Source organism: Sapientia aquatica (assembly GCF_004358105.1).
GTDB lineage: Bacteria > Pseudomonadota > Gammaproteobacteria > Burkholderiales > Burkholderiaceae_D > Solimicrobium > Solimicrobium aquaticum.
The window spans coordinates 70,599-86,426 of the sequence record NZ_SMYL01000007.1 but is presented as its reverse complement, the minus strand read 5'-3'; the positions used below and the strand labels follow the sequence as shown (position 1 = coordinate 86,426).

Genomic DNA, 15,828 nt, shown 5'->3' with positions numbered 1-15,828 from the left:
TGAGTATTTATAGGGAAATCAATAAAAGCTGCTGTCGGGCTTGGCTAATACCGAACTAGGCAAATAACTAGGGCGATCAACGACTTCGGGAATTAGGCTCGAATTCCACGGCGCTTTGCCGGCTTGCGATTGATAGGGCGTGAATTTTTTGCCGAACTGGTAGGTATAAGCAAAGTTCACCGCATTATCTGAACTGAGACCGTCGTTGCTCAACTTACGCGCAAATTTGAGACCAAGTTGCTGGCCGTCGCGCAGATTAAAATCGACGCCAGTGCTGAGCTTACGTTCATTAGCGTTTTCTTCCATGGTGGCGCTGTACTTCAAGGTCGGCATTAAAACTTGGCTCCACTTAATGCTGGTATTTAAGGTTTGACTGGCTTCCGGTCCACCGAATAAATCGTAGGATAAACGTTCGCTACCAACACCAACTTTTAATTTTGTGTCCGCAAACGGCGTGGTTTCTACGCCTAACTTCATCCCAAACAAATTACTCCCAGCCACGCGCTGAAAGGCCTCTTCATTGCCAACCATGGTGGGCGTGATTTGACTCGGCGCGGTGCTGGCGTAGGTACTTAATTCAATGCCTGAAATCCATTTTTTATCGAGGAAATAACGATAATTAATGCCACTGGCGAATTGATTCACATTGACGTTGGTTCGGCTATCGACTTCAATTGCGCCGCGCATTTGCTGCATGCTCAATAACAACTGCTGATTCGCACCAAAGCGCCAGCCCATGTTCATGACCGATTCGGTTTGTTGTGAATTGCTCGACACCAGCCACGCCACGGTCGTTTCTGCGATTGGTTTGGTGGCGAAATTGAGCTTAACGGGCGAGCCTTTGTCGGACGAGAAATTCTGTAATACCGAAAAATACGTTCCGTCAAAAGCGCTCTTGAATTGCACGCTGTTGTTATTGACCGGCACCAAACTAGTATTGATGGGCGCAGGTTCGGGCAGATTGGGTAACTGAAACGGGAAAGTCAGTTCCACGTCGGGATTATTAATCAATACCAATGGAGTGCGAGTTTGGAACATCACACTATCCACCGCGGATTGGCGAATAAAATCGAGATCGAGTTGATCCGCCCACGTCCAATCGGTGGAAGTAATCAACACTATCAACGAGAGAGAAAAAACTATTCGCTTGTTCAAAACAAATCCCGGCAATTTAATTCAGTTCTATCCAGTTCCAACTAGCGCAACACGCAAGTCAATATCCAAAAATACTGCCCACGTACGATACGAATATCTCTGGCATGTTGGGCTAATTTCTTACGCATAGTGCTATCGGTCGGGAAATTTTTAATCACTTCATGCCGACTGCCATCGGGCAAACGGCGAATTTGGTAGGTATTGCCTTCGGAATCGGTGCGTGCAATTGGCGTGCTGCTGCCTTCGACATAGCAGTTATCAAACATCACAAAAGTAGCCCCGCTGCCGCATTTCTTTTGTAATCCGCTCAGAAAAGCACTTTGCTCAGAACGCTTAACGTGCGACCACCAAAATCCGGCGACACAGGCATTAAAATCACCGCTTGGCAAATCGTGGGCATCCGCGACTTGAAATTCGACATTATCGGGGTCTTTGAAACACGGGCGCGCCTTGGCGATGGCCAACATGGCTGGATTATTGTCAGTGGCCGTGACGTAAGCGGCGTATTCAAAATAACGCTCGGTCCAGAAACCCGTACCGCAAGCGACTTCGAGCACGTTTTTATCATCGACCAGTTCTTGCACTTGGTCAGTGATTGCATCCAGTTCGGCCAAGCGCTCTGGACGTTGGTAAATCTCGTCGTAATGCGGCGCGCGTTGGGTGTAGTAGTCGGTTAAATTGCTGTTCATATACTGCGCTTCTTAAAGTTCGTAATTGTCTTTGCTGCCTTGCAAAACTTGGTCGATCAATTTTTTGTTCAATGTTGGGGCGAGTAATTCGATAAACGTATACACATAGCTGCGCAAATACGCGCCTTGTTTTAAGGCGATGCGCGAGATGTTCATGCCAAATAAATGACCGACCGGGATAGCGCGCAAATTCTTGTCGCGCTCAGCGTCAAATGCCATTCCGGCAATAATTCCCACGCCCATTCCGAGTTCTACATACGTCTTGATTACATCGGCGTCGATGGCTTCCAAAATAATATCGGGCTTAATTTGGCGCAAGTTGAACGCATGATCGATCTTATTCCGTCCGGCAAAGGCACTGTCGTAGGTAATCAAGGAATATTGCGCAATTTCTTCTAAGCTGACTGTTTTCGATTTAAGTAATGGGTGCTCCGCCGGCACCACAACTACGTGCTCCCACTGATAGCACGGCATGGTAATTAAGCCATCCACGCCGGCAATCGATTCGGTCGCAATCGCCAAATCGGCTTGATCACGTTGCACCATTTCTGCGATCTGCTTGGGATTGCCTTGCAATAAAGATAAGCGCACTTTGGGATACTTTTGCATAAATGCTTGTACCACTGGCGGCAGCGAATAACGCGCCTGGGTGTGCGTCGTTGCAATGGTTAAGCTGCCGCTGTCTTGCGCGGCAAATTCGCGGCCTAATTGTTTTAAGCCTTCGATCTCTTGCATGATCAACTCAACTGACTTGAGCACTGACCTGCCCGGCTCAGTTAGCCCGCGTATCCGTTTGCCGTGACGTGTAAAAATATCAACGCCGAGTTCTTCTTCCAGCTCAATAATGGCTTTCGAGACGCCCGGTTGCGAAGTGAACAAGGCTTTCGCTGCTTCCGTCAGGTTAAAGTTCTGTCGCACAGCTTCGCGCACAAAACGCAGTTGGTGTAGGTTCATGCTGTCCTTGTTGACCGTATGTCTATATTAATAATTGGTAGTGCTGTGCAAACGGGCTGCTGTTCGACGGGAATTGAGCTAATTCGATGTCGGATTGTTATTCTTACGTGCCAAATTTCAAAAAAATCCTATATATGGGAAATTCATATATAAGCATATAAATTCTCTGTAGTTTGGAATAACGCGATAGTTTATTACGATTGCGCTTCTTTGTGAGAGGCTTTATGACTTTATCTTATGTAATTTCTGGGTTCGCTGTCGGTATTCTGGTTGGTTTGACCGGAGTAGGTGGCGGCTCGCTCATGACGCCTCTGCTCACCTTACTTTTTGGAGTTTCCCCAACGGTGGCGGTTGGAACGGACTTGGCGTTTGCCTCCGTCACCAAATCCGCTGGCACTCTCACCCACAAAATACGCGGAACAGTCAACTGGTCCATCGTACGATTACTCTGTTTGGGCGCATTACCTGCCGCTATCATCGCCGCCATCGGCCTTAAACACTACGGCGCACTGGATAAAGAAATAGGCCAGATTATACGCTATACCATTGCCGCTTCGGTTCTGTTGACGGTCATCGCGTTGCTATTTAAAAGTCGGATGCTAAGCTGGTTGAATCGCCATCCCGAGAAACAATTGCAAGGCCGTCAACTCGCTGTCGCCACGGTGATTTCTGGCGCTGTTTTAGGAGCGTTGGTGACAGTTTCATCCATCGGCGCTGGTGCCATTGGCGCGACATTATTGGTCATGCTGTATCCGCGTTTGAGTGCCGCAGAAATCGCTGGCACCGACATCGCTTATGCCGTGCCTTTGACCGCGATCGCCGCACTCGGGCACTGGTGGCTAGGCTCAATCGACTGGGTCCTGTTATTTACGTTATTACTTGGTTCTATCCCTGGCATCACCTTGGGATCGATGGCGGCGCGTGCTGTGCCCGAACGTATTTTGCGGGTAATTTTGGCCTCAACCTTAACGTTAGTTGCAGCGAAACTGATTTTCTAAATCAATCATTCTAGTGGCTTGCTCTGCGGCGCAATTCCATTTCTAAAAATAGTCGTCACATCGAATTTTGTAAGGACAGTTTTATGTATCGTTACGATCAATATGATCATCAAATCGTTAAAGAGCGTATCGCGCAATACCGCGATCAAGTGCGCCGCCGTTTAGCCGATGAATTGACTGAAGAAGAATTTTTGCCGTTGCGTTTGCAAAATGGCCTGTACAACCAACGCCATGCTTACATGCTGCGTATCGCCGTGCCATACGGCATGTTGTCGAGCACGCAATTGCGTAAATTTGCCTACATCGCCAAACATTACGATCGCGGTTACGGGCATTTCACGACGCGCCAAAACATCCAATTCAACTGGATTGAACTCGAACAAACGCCCGATATTTTGGAACATTTAGCCAGTGTTGAAATGCACGCGATCCAAACTTCTGGCAATTGCATGCGTAATATCACTTCAGACGAATTCGCTGGTGTCGCCGCCGATGAAGTCATTGATACGCGCCCGTATGCAGAAATCCTGCGTCAATGGACTACATTCCATCCAGAATTCGCGTTCTTACCGCGCAAGTTCAAAATCGCCATTAACGGTTCCAAAGAAGATCGCGCAGCCATTGCCGTGCACGATATTGGTTTAACTGTGGTGCATAACGAGTTGGGTGAAGTTGGCTTCCAAGTTATGGTTGGCGGCGGTATGGGACGCACACCGATTTTAGGTAGCGTTATCCGCGAGTTCTTGCCTTGGCAGCATGTGATTACTTACCTAGAAGCGATTTTGCGTATTTATAACGAATACGGTCGGCGTGATAACAAGTACAAAGCACGGATTAAAATTTTAGTGAAAGCCTTAGGTGCAGAAGAATTTGCCCGCCAAGTGGAAGAAGAATGGGCCGGCTTAAAAGACAGCCCAGCAACGGTCACGGAAGCCGAATTCAAACGTATTGCGAGCTATTTCACCAGCCCAAGCTATTTAACGTTGCCAGATGAAGATAGTCAGTACGCCGACCATTTAGCCAACAACAAAGCTTTCGCCAATTGGGTTAAACGTAATGTCAAGCCGCACAAAGTTGCTGGTTACCGCAGCGTCGTGTTGTCGCTCAAAAAACCGGGTGTGCCACCGGGGGACGCAACGGCTGATCAAATGGATTTCATTGCTGATTTGTCCGACAAATATAGCTTTGGTGAATTACGTGTCACACATGAGCAAAACTTGGTTTTAGCCGACGTCCAAGTCAATCAATTGTTTGAATTGTGGGAAGCAGCCAAAGCGCACGGTTTAGCCACACCGAACATTGGTTTATTAACCGATTTAATTTGCTGCCCGGGCGGCGATTTCTGCTCATTGGCAAATGCTAAGTCGATTCCAATTGCCTTGGATATTACTGATCGGTTTAACCAACTCGATTACTTGCACGACATTGGCGAATTAGAACTCAATATTTCTGGTTGCATCAACGCTTGCGGTCATCATCATATCGGCCATATCGGCGTGTTGGGCGTGGATAAAGACGGCAGCGAATGGTATCAAGTTTCGATTGGTGGCTCGCAAGGCATTAATGCTGCCATCGGCAAAATCATCGGGCCATCGTTTGCCGCGGCGCAAATGCCGGAAGTCATTGAACGTCTAGTAAAAGTGTATTTACGTGATCGCTTTGAAGATGAAAAATTTATCGAAACAGTGCAGCGTATTGGCGTGACACCGTTTAAAGAATTTGTGTACGCAACACCAATAAAAACCTCGGTTTTGCATGGAGAAGACGAATATGCGTGAAATTATTAAAGACCGCCAAGTGGTCACCGACCATTGGACAGTATTGCGCTTAACAGAAGAGCAAACTGCGGAAAGCGCTCAGGTGCCAGACGGCGCTGTGATCGTGCCCTTAGCAGTGTGGAAAGCGCAGCACGCAACACTATCGACCCGCTCCGATGTTGGCGTGTGGATTGCCAGTTCAGAACGTGCTGAAGAATTAAAAAATGATCTTAATTCCTTGCCGTTAATCGCCGTTGATTTCCCTAAATTTTCCGATGGACGCGGGTACTCGATTGCCTATAATTTACGCGGCAAGCTTAAATTCACGGGCGAGTTACGCGCTATTGGTGATGTACTGCGCGATCAATTGTTTTATATGCAGCGCGTGGGATTTAATTCCTTTGCCACGCGCCCTGACCGCGATATCCATGAAGCGTTAAAAGGCTTGACCGATTTCAGCGAAAGCTACCAAACCTCAATAGATCAAAAAGCGCCTTTATTCCGTCGCGTTGAGCGCTCAGCAGGAGCAGTCACTTGAGCATCCAAAACACGTCATCGACGACAACCGAACCGGTCGGTTTTGCGGATCGATTGAACGCCACAAAAGCCATTTTAGAGCGCATTGCGGCTAACTTTTCGCCCGCGGTTTTTGCGTCTAGCTTAGCGGCCGAAGATATGGTGCTGACGGATTTAATCTTGCGCGACAAAACCGCTATTGGGATTTTTTCTCTTGAGACCGGCCGCCTTCCAGCCGCCACGTTGGATGTGTTAGCTAAGGTAAAGCAAACCTACGATTACCAAATCAAGCTGTTTTATCCTAATCCAGACGCGGTCGCAAACTATGTCGAAAACAAAGGCTTGAACGCTTTTTACGATAGCGTGGAATTACGCAAAGAATGCTGCCACATCCGTAAAGTCGAGCCACTAGGCCGCGCCTTAGCCGACAACAAAGCATGGATTACCGGCCAACGCCGCAGTCAATCAAGCACCCGCGCGAGCTTAGATGTGCAGGAACACGATGCAGCACATGGCTTGGAAAAATTCAATCCATTGGCCGACTGGTCTGAAGAAGACGTGTGGCACTATATTCGCAGCAACCAAGTGCCTTACAATGCGCTGCACGATCAAGGTTATCCATCTATCGGCTGCGAACCCTGCACCCGCGCCATTCAACCGGGCGAAGATATCCGCGCTGGGCGCTGGTGGTGGGAAAATCCAGACAGCAAAGAATGTGGTTTGCATGTCGTTGACGGTAAGTTAGTACGCATCAAAGCGATCTAAACGTTTTTAGCAACACCGCAAGCTCGCCATTTCAGTAAAAATTTAGCAAGGCCTCACTATGACTACATCAGTTTCATCTCCCGCGGCAACGCCGACTTTTATCGATCCGGCCAGCAACCGCCATCTGGATTGGCTCGAATCCGAAGCGATCCACATCATGCGCGAAGTGGCCGCCGAATGCGCCAATCCTGTTTTGCTGTTTTCGGGCGGGAAAGATTCTGTGGTGATGTTGCGCTTGGCCGAAAAAGCGTTCCGCCCCGGTTCGTTCCCATTTCCATTAATGCACATCGACACCGGGCATAATTTTGAGGAAGTAATCACCTTCCGCGATCAACGCGCCGCTGAATTGGGTGAGCGTTTAATCGTGCGCTCGGTAGAAGATTCGATCAAACGCGGCACGGTACGCCTACGCAATCCCGCCACAGATTCACGCAATGCAGCGCAAGCGGTGACGTTATTGGAAGCGATTGAAGAATTCAAATTTGACGCCTGCATAGGCGGTGCGCGGCGCGACGAAGAAAAAGCCCGCGCCAAAGAACGCATCTTCTCTTTCCGCGATGAATTCGGTCAATGGAATCCCAAAGCGCAGCGTCCCGAATTATGGGATTTGTACAATGCCCGCGTGCATCCAGGTGAAAACATTCGCGTCTTCCCGATTTCGAACTGGACCGAATTGGACGTTTGGCAGTACATCGAGCGCGAAAAACTCGCCCTGCCGTCGATTTATTTTGCCCATCAACGCCAAGTCATTCCACGCAATGGTTTGCTGGTGCCGCTGACCGATTTGACGCCCGCCAAAGAAGGCGAGCAAGTCGTCACCCAAACCGTGCGCTTCCGCACCGTGGGCGATATTTCTTGCACCTGCCCAGTTTCCTCCGACGCTGCGACGGTCGCTGACATTATTGCAGAGACCGCCATCACGCAAATCACCGAACGCGGCGCCACTCGCATGGACGATCAAACGTCTGAAGCGTCCATGGAAAAACGTAAAAAAGAAGGATATTTCTAATGAATGCCGCATTAAATTCACCGCACGCGTTACAAGACATAACCAAAGAGCGCGGCCTATTACGCTTTATCACTGCCGGTTCGGTGGACGATGGCAAGAGCACCTTAATTGGCCGCTTGCTATTTGATAGCAAAGGAATTTTTGCCGATCAATTGGATGCGATGTCACGCGCCAAACACAAACGCACGGTAGGCGACACGATTGATTTGTCGCTATTAACTGATGGCTTGGAAGCAGAGCGCGAACAAGGCATTACCATTGATGTGGCCTACCGCTACTTCGCCACGCCAAAACGTAAATTTATCATCGCCGATACACCGGGCCACGAGCAATATACGCGCAACATGGTGACCGGCGCATCAACCGCCGATGCAGTCATCATTTTAATCGACGTATCCAAAGTTAAATTTAACGACGATGGCTCGGTGGATTTGCTCATCCAAACTAAGCGCCATTCGACAATCGCGCATTTGCTGCAAATCGAGCATGTGATCGTGGCAGTCAATAAAATGGATTTGATCGGCTACGACCAATCCAAGTACGACCGCATCGTCGCGGCTTACCAGCAATTCGCCCAGCAACTTGGCTTGCGCGACGTGACGCCTATTCCGCTATCGGCTTTGGCGGGTGACAACGTGGTCGAAAAAGGCGATAAATTAAATTGGTATAACGGCCCAACCTTAATCAATTTATTAGAGTCACTCAGCGTCTATGATGCTTCGCACGACGAACCATTGCGCTTTCCCGTGCAATTGGTTGCGCGTCACAACGGCCATGAAGCCAATGATTTCCGTGGTTACATGGGGCGTATCGAAGCGGGTAAAGTCAGTGTGGGCGATAAATTGGTGGTGCAACCGAGCGGACAAATCGGCACGGTCAAAGACATCGTCGTGTTAGAAGGCTCATTGCCTTCTGCTGTGGTTGGTCAATCTGTCACGATTTTATTAAATGAGCATTTAGATATTTCTCGCGGCGATATGCTCGCGCAAGTTGATCGTCCAGCGACCCAAATCAGTAATGTTGAAGCAGATGTGTGCTGGTTGTCCGAAGAGCCGCTCGACTTTAAACGTAAATATTTACTAAAACACACCACCAAACAGGTCGCTGCCAAGGTCACGGCCATCGATACGCTCTTGGACATCAACACCCAAGAAACCCGCGCCGCGACTAGCTTGCAACTCAACGATATCGCGCGCGTAAAAATCACCGTCCAGCAGCCGCTGGCAGCCGATAATTACAACGATGTGCGCAGCACTGGCGCGTTTATTTTGATCGATCAAGTCAGCCATCAAACAGTTGCTGCGGGTATGATTAGGCTTTCCTAATTCCTCGCGCAATCTCATGGGCAAAGTCGTTTTAATCGGAGCCGGTCCCGGTGCAGCAGATTTAATCACTGTACGCGGGGCGCGGCTATTAGCCCAAGCCGATGTCGTTTTACACGACGCGTTAGTCAGCCAAGAAATGCTGGCGCTTTGCCCGCAAGCGATCAAAGTCCCAGTAGGCAAACGCAACGGCAAACGCTCCACCGCGCAAGCAGAAATCAATCAACAACTGGTCAGTTATGGCTTACAACATAATTTAGTCGTGCGCCTAAAAGGTGGCGATCCGATGTTATTCGGGCGCGCTGACGAGGAATTAGCCGCTTTAGAACAAGCCAGTATTGAAGTCGAAGTCGTCCCGGGCATTAGCACTGCCTTCGCCGCAGCAGCGACCACCTTGCAACCACTCACCAAACGCGGCATCGCCCGCAGCGTCGCCTTTTTCACCTCCAGCAGCGCACCCGAACTACCCCAAACAACCCAACTCCCCGATTGCGATACGTTGGTGCAGTACATGGGCGGTCAAAAAGCCTTAGAAACCGCCGACATCTTGTTAGCGCAAGGGCGATCGGCGGATTTACCCGTCGTGATAATTGAAAATTGCAGCCTGCATAATCAACGCATCCAGCGCTTGAAACTCAGCGATTTACGGCTCGGATTGGCGGATTGCGAAGGGCCGGTTTTGGTGATGATGGGAGAGGCATTTGCTGGGCGAGAAGCGAATTAGTTTCAAGTCGAGGAAAAGACTATTAACTCGCAAAGAACCCCAAATTTGTAATCAGCTTGCCGAATTACCCAGTTGCCAAACTTCGTTTAACTCATTGATTAACGAAATACGTGAGTTGTCTTTGATGCTTCAACGCCAACAACACGGCATCCGTTTCAGAATGTGCATAAAGCACAATATGTTGTCCAACAACGTACTCACGCAGAAATGGCAGGCCAACGCTTTGTGCAAGTCGCAAAACAGTTTCAGTCCGAACACACGCTTGAGCAGATTTTCCACTCAAAAACCGCGCAGGTCGCCCACTCGCTGGAGACCAAGCAATTATAGGAATCATATCGCGTAATTCGGACTTCAATTTTTCTAAACGGAAATCAGCAGAGTCACTATCCTGCGCTTTAAAAAAGGCGTATGCCTCATCTAAATTCGCCAAGAAATTCGGTGTAGCTTCGACCTTAACGGTAATTGGCAACACCATCAGTCTGACAGCGCATTCATTAAATCCACGTTGGAAATTCGCTCGCCTGCCGCAATTTGCCGCAATCCTCTTTCCACCTCGTCCAGTAACACCAACCCTGCATGTTCCTGCTCCAAAATATGGTAGTAATCGAGCTTTTTTGCGTCGATGATTGCAACGTAACTCGCGCCGTTCTTGGTAAGCACTTTTTCAGCGCCACCATCGACAACTTCTTCCGCAAGCTCGGTCAGTCGCGCGCGTGCTTCGCTGATAGGAACAACATCACTGGCTCTCAATCCCATCTCAAATTCCTTAATAAATGCATTAATAAATATTGTACAATATTAGAACTTAACTTATCAATCAAATGGGAAATTTCATACTGATATTAAGTAGACCTGACGAGGAAATTGGATTAGTTATTTGAGTATTGAAATAAGCAAAGAAACGCTAAATGGCTCGGCAGATTAGCTTGAATCCTCAGTAGACCGACACGACAACCTCAATGATTGGCATCAAAAAAACTGTCCGAACCAACGTGAGCATCTAAGTTGATGCTGTGCGCCTGAAGATCTATTTCCCTTTCATCGTATGCATTAAAATCGCCAGTTCCCTCAAATGCAACTGGCCCACTTTTCTTTCTGAGCACGAAGCGAAATAAAAAAAATCCTAAATATGGGAGTATCCACAACGGAATAAACCAAACTAGCTTTTCACTAGCCGAAAAAGAATCACTTTCATTCAATTCAATCGATGCAACAAAACTCAGCATCACTGCCGGTGCCAAGCACCACGCCAAATAGGACATTTTTTAATCCCCACCTATCACATCAATTTGAATTGAGACGAATTAGCCAATTTTCCCGCTTTGGGCATAGGTGCCAAACTCGCGTCTGGCGCCTAACTTAAGCAAATCTCAATTCTTCTCCATAAACCCTTTAATCATCCGCACCGGCGCACTGCCGTAGCTTAAGAATTGTTCGTGGAATTGTTTTAAATCGAACTTGTCGCCCAAGGCTTTTTTACGTTCTTCGCGCAAGGCCATGATCTCGCTGTAGCCACTGAAATAGCTATCCAACTGCACCGAACTTAACTGGACGCGACGCCATTTTCCCGCGGCTTCGGCTTGGCTTTGGAAGGCTTCCTTGGTGAGCAAATGAATGGCGTCTTGCTCGCTCATGCCGTTGACGTGCACGCTGTAATCGAGAATGGTGTTGCAGATGGAACGCAGGTTCCATTTGTCATACATCAACCACATTTCTGGCGCGTTGCCGCCGTAGCCCGATTCGAGCATCATGCGCTCACCATATACCGCCCAACCTTCAATCATCGCGCCATTGCCGAACAAACTCTTAATTAACGACGGCGATTTATTGGCGTGTAATAGTTGCACGTAATGCCCTGGAACGCCCTCATGGATACTCAAAATTTGTAGTACCCAATAATTGTATTCACGCAAAGTGCTTTCGATCTGCTCGGGTGTGCGGTCGTTAATTGGGGTGACGTTGTAGTACGTGTCACGCGTCGGTGTAAATGGTTGCGCCGAATCGAGTGACGCTACCGAAACGCCACGCTGATATTCAGGCGTTTCACGCACCACCAATGGTTTGCTTGGATCTAGCGTTAATAAATCGTGCGAGGTAATCCAGTTTTCTAGTGCTGGAATATGGGCGCGGATGTCGGACATTAATTTATCCGGCGTGGTGTGATTTTCCGATAATTTGGCAATTACTTGCTCGATTTTCACTAGTGGATCTTGCGGCTTAACTTGATCGCCCATGTATTTTGGCCACAGCTCGTCGGCCAATTTTTCCATGTTTAGATGCATGGTTTGCTTAGCGGCGACGGCGCGCTCGAACATTTGTTTGGCGGTGAATCTCGATTGAATGTCGTAGCCAAATTTGGCTTCGTACAAATCGGCACCGATGCGGAAGGAACGCGTATTCGATGCGTTTTGAGTTTTGGCTAAATCGATCAACCATGTTTTATAGTCATTAACCGCTTGACGGGCCGCGGCAATGCGCTGTTTTAATTCTGCTTGTTCCGTTTTGCTCAACTTAACTTCGGTCGCTTCTTTCTCGACTTGGTCGAGCATCACGAGCGCGCCCGGCGCTTGCTGGATCGCTAGTTGAGTATGTTCCATCGTTGGGCGGACGATGCTGCTGCGCGCGGCTTGGTAATAGGCTGGAGCATGTTTCAAGCGCTTAATTAACGTGCGAATACGTTGCGCTTTGTCGGCGTAATCAGTATTAATAATGCTGTCAATCTCACCGGCGATATTGTATTGCGCTGGGTTCCATTCAAATTCACGGAAGGTCGTTTCTTGCCAAACACTGGAGCGCAAAAAGTTTTGGATTAGGTCTAAATCGCCGCTCTGCTGCGCGGGCAATTTGCTCGCATCAATCGCAGCAAATTTGGCTAACCATTTATGTGCAAATGCGACAAAATGGTCGCGTGAATGTTGGTTCGGAATGGTTAATCTGTCCGCGTTATCAAACTTGCCGAAACCAATTGCCATTTCTGGAGATTCTTGCCAAAGCGCGTTTAAAAATTGTTTGCTTAATTGATCAAACGATGGATTTGATTTAATCGAGGTCGCCGCAGTTTGCGTTGCCGTCGCCGCGTTTTGCTGCGCTGCAGCGCTGGTGCAAAGGGAGATACCGACTAAGGCGGATGACACAAAAAAGGTGGCGCTTACAGCTTTCGCTAACAGTGGATTGGTGCGCATGGGATTCCTAAGAAAGGTAAAAGGACAATCAGCAAATCGAGTAACTGTGGAAACATAAATCAAACCCCGTGCAGCTTCAACCAATGTTTGCAATTCCGAGAATTATTTGGAATTTATTCAATAAAACGGCGGAAAATTATTCTTTCTTTGCATTTAATGGGTGATTATTTTTCGCGAAAATCATGAATTCACGGCAAAGCTCGCCAATTGCGGCTAGCCCGTTTAACGACCAAGTTTCAATAAAGATATTTTCCACCCGTTTTACTCAGCTATTGCCACAAATCCACAATACCTCGGTACAATCGCGGCACCCTTTTTCAATCCAGCCGTTCTTTTTCTATTGATTATCGTGTCCGAAACCTTCGCCGTCTTATTGCAACATTTGCTCCCAAAACAAGCGCTGACCGAGTTTGGTGCGCATATTGCCAACGCAAAAGCGGGTAGCAATACGACTAAAATCATTCGCTGGTTCGTCAAAAAATACGGCGTCAATATGGACGAAGCGCTGAACTCGGATATCAGCAGTTACGCCAGCTTCAACGAATTCTTTGTTCGCCCGCTCAAACCTGGGGCCCGCCCGATTGCCGATGCGGCCTTTGTTTGCCCGGTCGATGGCGCGATTAGCCAATTCGGAAAAATTGAGCATGATCAAATTTTCCAAGCCAAAGGGCATCACTTCACCACCACCGCCTTAGTTGGTGGTGACGAGCAATTAGCGGCGCAGTTTAATAACGGCAGCTTTGCCAATATTTACCTAAGCCCCAAGGATTACCACCGGATTCACATGCCGTGCGACGGGCGCTTAACGCGCATGATTTATGTACCAGGCGATTTGTTCTCGGTCAATCCAGTCACTGCGCGCGGCGTGCCAAATTTATTCGCACGCAACGAGCGTGTGGTGTGCGTGTTTGAGTCAAAGCATGGTCCATTCGTATTGACTTTAGTTGGCGCGACCATCGTCGGTAGCATGGCGACCGTTTGGCATGGCGTGGTCAATCCGCCGCGCACCAAGCAAGTACGCGAATGGAATTATCAAGATCAGCAAATCGTGATCAAACAGGGCGAAGAAATGGGTCGTTTCTTACTCGGCTCAACGGTCGTGCTGCTATTCCCAGAAAATCAATTGCAATTTAATCCCACCTGGCAACCCGAAGGCGGCGTTCGTTTAGGTGAAGTCATGGCGACATTAGCAACTAAGTAATACCCTTAATGAGGTGAATCCGCCCTAAGGTATAATCGCGATCGGCTCAGAATCTTTCTGAGCCATTTTTTATTTCTCCACATCGATGCCGTCCAGCCACTTCACCAAAATCACCCAACTCAATCGCAACACGCTGCTGTTTCCGCTTGCGCTCGTTCTATTTGAATTTGCGGTCTATATCGCCAACGATATGGCGCAACCAGCAATGCTGATGGTGACGCAAGAATTTAGTGTGAGCGCTTCCTGGGTGCCGATGTCGATGACCGCGTTTTTAATTGGCGGCGCAGGGCTTTCTTGGCTAACAGGGCCATTATCAGATCGCATTGGCCGGCGCAAAGTATTACTCGGCGGCGTGCTGTATTTTTTGTTGGCGTGTTTGGCGACCTATTTTGTGCACACGATTGAAACCTTTATGGCGCTGCGGGTGTTGCAAGGGATTGGGCTGTGTTTTATCAACGCGGTTGGTTACGCCACCGTGCAAGAAGCCTTTGACGAAAAAAATGCGATCAAAGTTACCGCGCTAATGGCCAACGTCGCCCTACTCGCTCCGATGGCCGGCCCCTTAGCGGGAGCGGCGTTAATTCAATTGGCGCCTTGGCGTAGCTGCTTTTTGTTCATTGCGTCGATTTCGTTTATTGCCTTAATTGGGCTGTGGCGCAAGATGCCAGAGACGGTCAATTTAGCCACGCCCAAGCCGCCGTTCAGTGCTTTATTTAAGGATTACGTCCAGCTCTTTACCCATGGCCGCTTTGTGCTGGCAGCGCTCTCGGTGTCGTTTATTAGTTTGCCGCTCATAGGCTGGATCGCGATGTCGCCGGTGTTACTGGTGAACGATTTTGGTCTGAGTTTGATGGAATACGGGCTGTGGCAATTACCGATTTTTGGCAGTTTAGTGGTTGGCAATCTGATCCTAATTCGCTTAACGGATCGCTGGCCCTTAGGTCGTTCGGTGCTGCTTAGTTTTTGGTTCATCGGTCTGGGCTTGATTATCGCCCTGCTGGGCTTGATGTTACCGTTTAAGTCGCCGGTATTTTTGGTGGCAGGCATTAGTCTGACCGCGTTCGCGGAAGGGTTGGCGATGGCCGTGTTGAACCGTTTTACCTTGATGGCCTCGCCTATGCCTAAAGGAATTGTCGCTGCCGGAATGTCGATGTTAGCGATGGCTTGTTTTGCCTTAGGAATTGAAGTTATGCGGCTGGCCTATATCGCCTGGGGATTAAATGGTTTTACCTTGGCTTTGGTGGCCTTATCGTGCTGCTACATTGCCTTATGCCGTCCGCGCATTAAGCATGAAATGCAACTTCGTGCGGCGCAGGCTAGCCATAATTAAACGGCAATTTATTGATTTTTAATACATAAACAGCGCCTAAATACCTTGTTTAAAATCAAAATTCACAACAAGTTGCACCAACTCGATTTGGTTTTAGAAAGTTGGGCAAAGTCACTATGATAAAATAGCGCCCTCAAAAATAGAAAAACACGGTCGCGCTGGTTAAGCGTTTTGACCACATCTATTTGCACATCAAGCAAGTCAAACTAAAACAAACTCCCAGAGG

The 15,828-nt window shown here is 48.5% G+C and carries 16 protein-coding genes; 9 read left to right on the top strand and 7 right to left on the bottom strand.

The features are described from left to right. Window positions 1-18: 18 nt before the first annotated feature. From E2I14_RS13565 to E2I14_RS13555, 3 genes are read right to left on the bottom strand one after another with little or no spacing between them, the layout of a single operon-like run. Complete coding sequence (locus E2I14_RS13565) at window positions 19-1,155, bottom strand: hypothetical protein (RefSeq protein ID WP_133329431.1); 1,137 nt, start codon at window positions 1,153-1,155, stop codon at window positions 19-21. Between the two features lie 41 nt (window positions 1,156-1,196). Next, entirely contained in the window at window positions 1,197-1,844 is a 648-nt protein-coding gene (locus tag E2I14_RS13560) for a class I SAM-dependent methyltransferase (RefSeq protein ID WP_133329429.1), read from the bottom strand. 12 nt (window positions 1,845-1,856) lie between these two features. Beyond that, entirely contained in the window at window positions 1,857-2,798 is a 942-nt protein-coding gene (locus E2I14_RS13555) for a CysB family HTH-type transcriptional regulator (RefSeq protein WP_133329427.1), read from the bottom strand. A 224-nt stretch (window positions 2,799-3,022) separates the two neighbouring features. On the opposite strand from E2I14_RS13555, the gene E2I14_RS13550 reads away from it, so the two are divergent. The 7 genes from E2I14_RS13550 (at window position 3,023) to cobA (ending at window position 9,889) form a co-directional block, all read left to right on the top strand. Continuing rightward, window positions 3,023-3,796 (top strand): sulfite exporter TauE/SafE family protein, encoded by a 774-nt coding sequence (locus E2I14_RS13550; RefSeq protein ID WP_133329425.1) that lies wholly within the window; start codon window positions 3,023-3,025, stop codon window positions 3,794-3,796. Window positions 3,797-3,879: 83 nt separating this feature from the next. Continuing rightward, complete coding sequence (locus E2I14_RS13545) at window positions 3,880-5,574, top strand: nitrite/sulfite reductase (RefSeq protein ID WP_133329423.1); 1,695 nt, start codon at window positions 3,880-3,882, stop codon at window positions 5,572-5,574. Beyond that, window positions 5,567-6,091 (top strand): DUF934 domain-containing protein, encoded by a 525-nt coding sequence (locus E2I14_RS13540; RefSeq protein ID WP_133329421.1) that lies wholly within the window; start codon window positions 5,567-5,569, stop codon window positions 6,089-6,091. Before E2I14_RS13545 ends, E2I14_RS13540 begins: the two co-directional genes overlap by 8 nt. After that, complete coding sequence (locus E2I14_RS13535; protein ID WP_206105644.1) at window positions 6,088-6,834, top strand: phosphoadenylyl-sulfate reductase; 747 nt, start codon at window positions 6,088-6,090, stop codon at window positions 6,832-6,834. Before E2I14_RS13540 ends, E2I14_RS13535 begins: the two co-directional genes overlap by 4 nt. Window positions 6,835-6,892: 58 nt before the next feature. Then, a complete protein-coding gene (cysD, locus tag E2I14_RS13530) occupies window positions 6,893-7,843 on the top strand; it encodes a sulfate adenylyltransferase subunit CysD (RefSeq protein ID WP_133329419.1) in 951 nt (316 codons plus the stop codon). Continuing rightward, the gene (locus E2I14_RS13525; RefSeq protein ID WP_133329417.1) at window positions 7,843-9,168 is read left to right on the top strand and encodes a sulfate adenylyltransferase subunit 1; all 1,326 of its coding nucleotides are present in this window, start codon (window positions 7,843-7,845) and stop codon (window positions 9,166-9,168) included. The genes cysD and E2I14_RS13525 overlap by 1 nt, the downstream gene beginning before the upstream one ends. 16 nt (window positions 9,169-9,184) lie before the next feature. Continuing rightward, complete coding sequence (gene cobA / locus E2I14_RS13520; RefSeq protein WP_133329415.1) at window positions 9,185-9,889, top strand: uroporphyrinogen-III C-methyltransferase; 705 nt, start codon at window positions 9,185-9,187, stop codon at window positions 9,887-9,889. Window positions 9,890-9,980: 91 nt separating this feature from the next. Here the strand turns inward: cobA and E2I14_RS13515 are convergent, their stop codons facing one another. The 4 genes from E2I14_RS13515 to E2I14_RS13500 form a co-directional block, all read right to left on the bottom strand. Continuing rightward, window positions 9,981-10,364: a hypothetical protein gene (locus E2I14_RS13515; protein WP_133329413.1), complete on the bottom strand. Its 384-nt coding sequence runs from the start codon at window positions 10,362-10,364 to the stop codon at window positions 9,981-9,983. After that, window positions 10,364-10,645, bottom strand: a complete 282-nt coding sequence (locus E2I14_RS13510) for a type II toxin-antitoxin system Phd/YefM family antitoxin (RefSeq protein ID WP_133329411.1) — start codon at window positions 10,643-10,645, stop codon at window positions 10,364-10,366. The genes E2I14_RS13515 and E2I14_RS13510 overlap by 1 nt, the downstream gene beginning before the upstream one ends. Before the next feature lie 200 nt (window positions 10,646-10,845). After that, entirely contained in the window at window positions 10,846-11,151 is a 306-nt protein-coding gene (locus tag E2I14_RS13505) for a hypothetical protein (protein ID WP_133329409.1), read from the bottom strand. A gap of 108 nt (window positions 11,152-11,259) precedes the next feature. Continuing rightward, window positions 11,260-13,071: a DUF885 domain-containing protein gene (locus E2I14_RS13500; protein WP_133329407.1), complete on the bottom strand. Its 1,812-nt coding sequence runs from the start codon at window positions 13,069-13,071 to the stop codon at window positions 11,260-11,262. A gap of 349 nt (window positions 13,072-13,420) precedes the next feature. On the opposite strand from E2I14_RS13500, the gene asd reads away from it, so the two are divergent. Then, window positions 13,421-14,272 (top strand): archaetidylserine decarboxylase, encoded by an 852-nt coding sequence (gene asd / locus E2I14_RS13495; RefSeq protein WP_133329405.1) that lies wholly within the window; start codon window positions 13,421-13,423, stop codon window positions 14,270-14,272. A gap of 85 nt (window positions 14,273-14,357) precedes the next feature. After that, the gene (locus tag E2I14_RS13490) at window positions 14,358-15,602 is read left to right on the top strand and encodes an MFS transporter (protein WP_133329403.1); all 1,245 of its coding nucleotides are present in this window, start codon (window positions 14,358-14,360) and stop codon (window positions 15,600-15,602) included. Window positions 15,603-15,828: the final 226 nt, after the last annotated feature.

Excerpts from the sequence above, each read along its gene's own strand:
- E2I14_RS13550 (WP_133329425.1), top strand. The coding sequence starts at position 3,023 with ATGACTTTATCTTATGTAATTTCTGGGTTCGCTGTCGGTATTCTGGTT.
- cysD (WP_133329419.1), top strand. The coding sequence starts at position 6,893 with ATGACTACATCAGTTTCATCTCCCGCGGCAACGCCGACTTTTATCGAT.
- E2I14_RS13510 (WP_133329411.1), bottom strand. The coding sequence starts at position 10,645 with ATGGGATTGAGAGCCAGTGATGTTGTTCCTATCAGCGAAGCACGCGCG.
- E2I14_RS13525 (WP_133329417.1), top strand. The coding sequence starts at position 7,843 with ATGAATGCCGCATTAAATTCACCGCACGCGTTACAAGACATAACCAAA.
- E2I14_RS13545 (WP_133329423.1), top strand. The coding sequence starts at position 3,880 with ATGTATCGTTACGATCAATATGATCATCAAATCGTTAAAGAGCGTATC.
- E2I14_RS13515 (WP_133329413.1), bottom strand. The coding sequence starts at position 10,364 with ATGGTGTTGCCAATTACCGTTAAGGTCGAAGCTACACCGAATTTCTTG.
- E2I14_RS13540 (WP_133329421.1), top strand. The coding sequence starts at position 5,567 with ATGCGTGAAATTATTAAAGACCGCCAAGTGGTCACCGACCATTGGACA.
- E2I14_RS13490 (WP_133329403.1), top strand. The coding sequence starts at position 14,358 with ATGCCGTCCAGCCACTTCACCAAAATCACCCAACTCAATCGCAACACG.
- cobA (WP_133329415.1), top strand. The coding sequence starts at position 9,185 with ATGGGCAAAGTCGTTTTAATCGGAGCCGGTCCCGGTGCAGCAGATTTA.
- E2I14_RS13560 (WP_133329429.1), bottom strand. The coding sequence starts at position 1,844 with ATGAACAGCAATTTAACCGACTACTACACCCAACGCGCGCCGCATTAC.
- E2I14_RS13505 (WP_133329409.1), bottom strand. The coding sequence starts at position 11,151 with ATGTCCTATTTGGCGTGGTGCTTGGCACCGGCAGTGATGCTGAGTTTT.
- E2I14_RS13555 (WP_133329427.1), bottom strand. The coding sequence starts at position 2,798 with ATGAACCTACACCAACTGCGTTTTGTGCGCGAAGCTGTGCGACAGAAC.
- E2I14_RS13500 (WP_133329407.1), bottom strand. The coding sequence starts at position 13,071 with ATGCGCACCAATCCACTGTTAGCGAAAGCTGTAAGCGCCACCTTTTTT.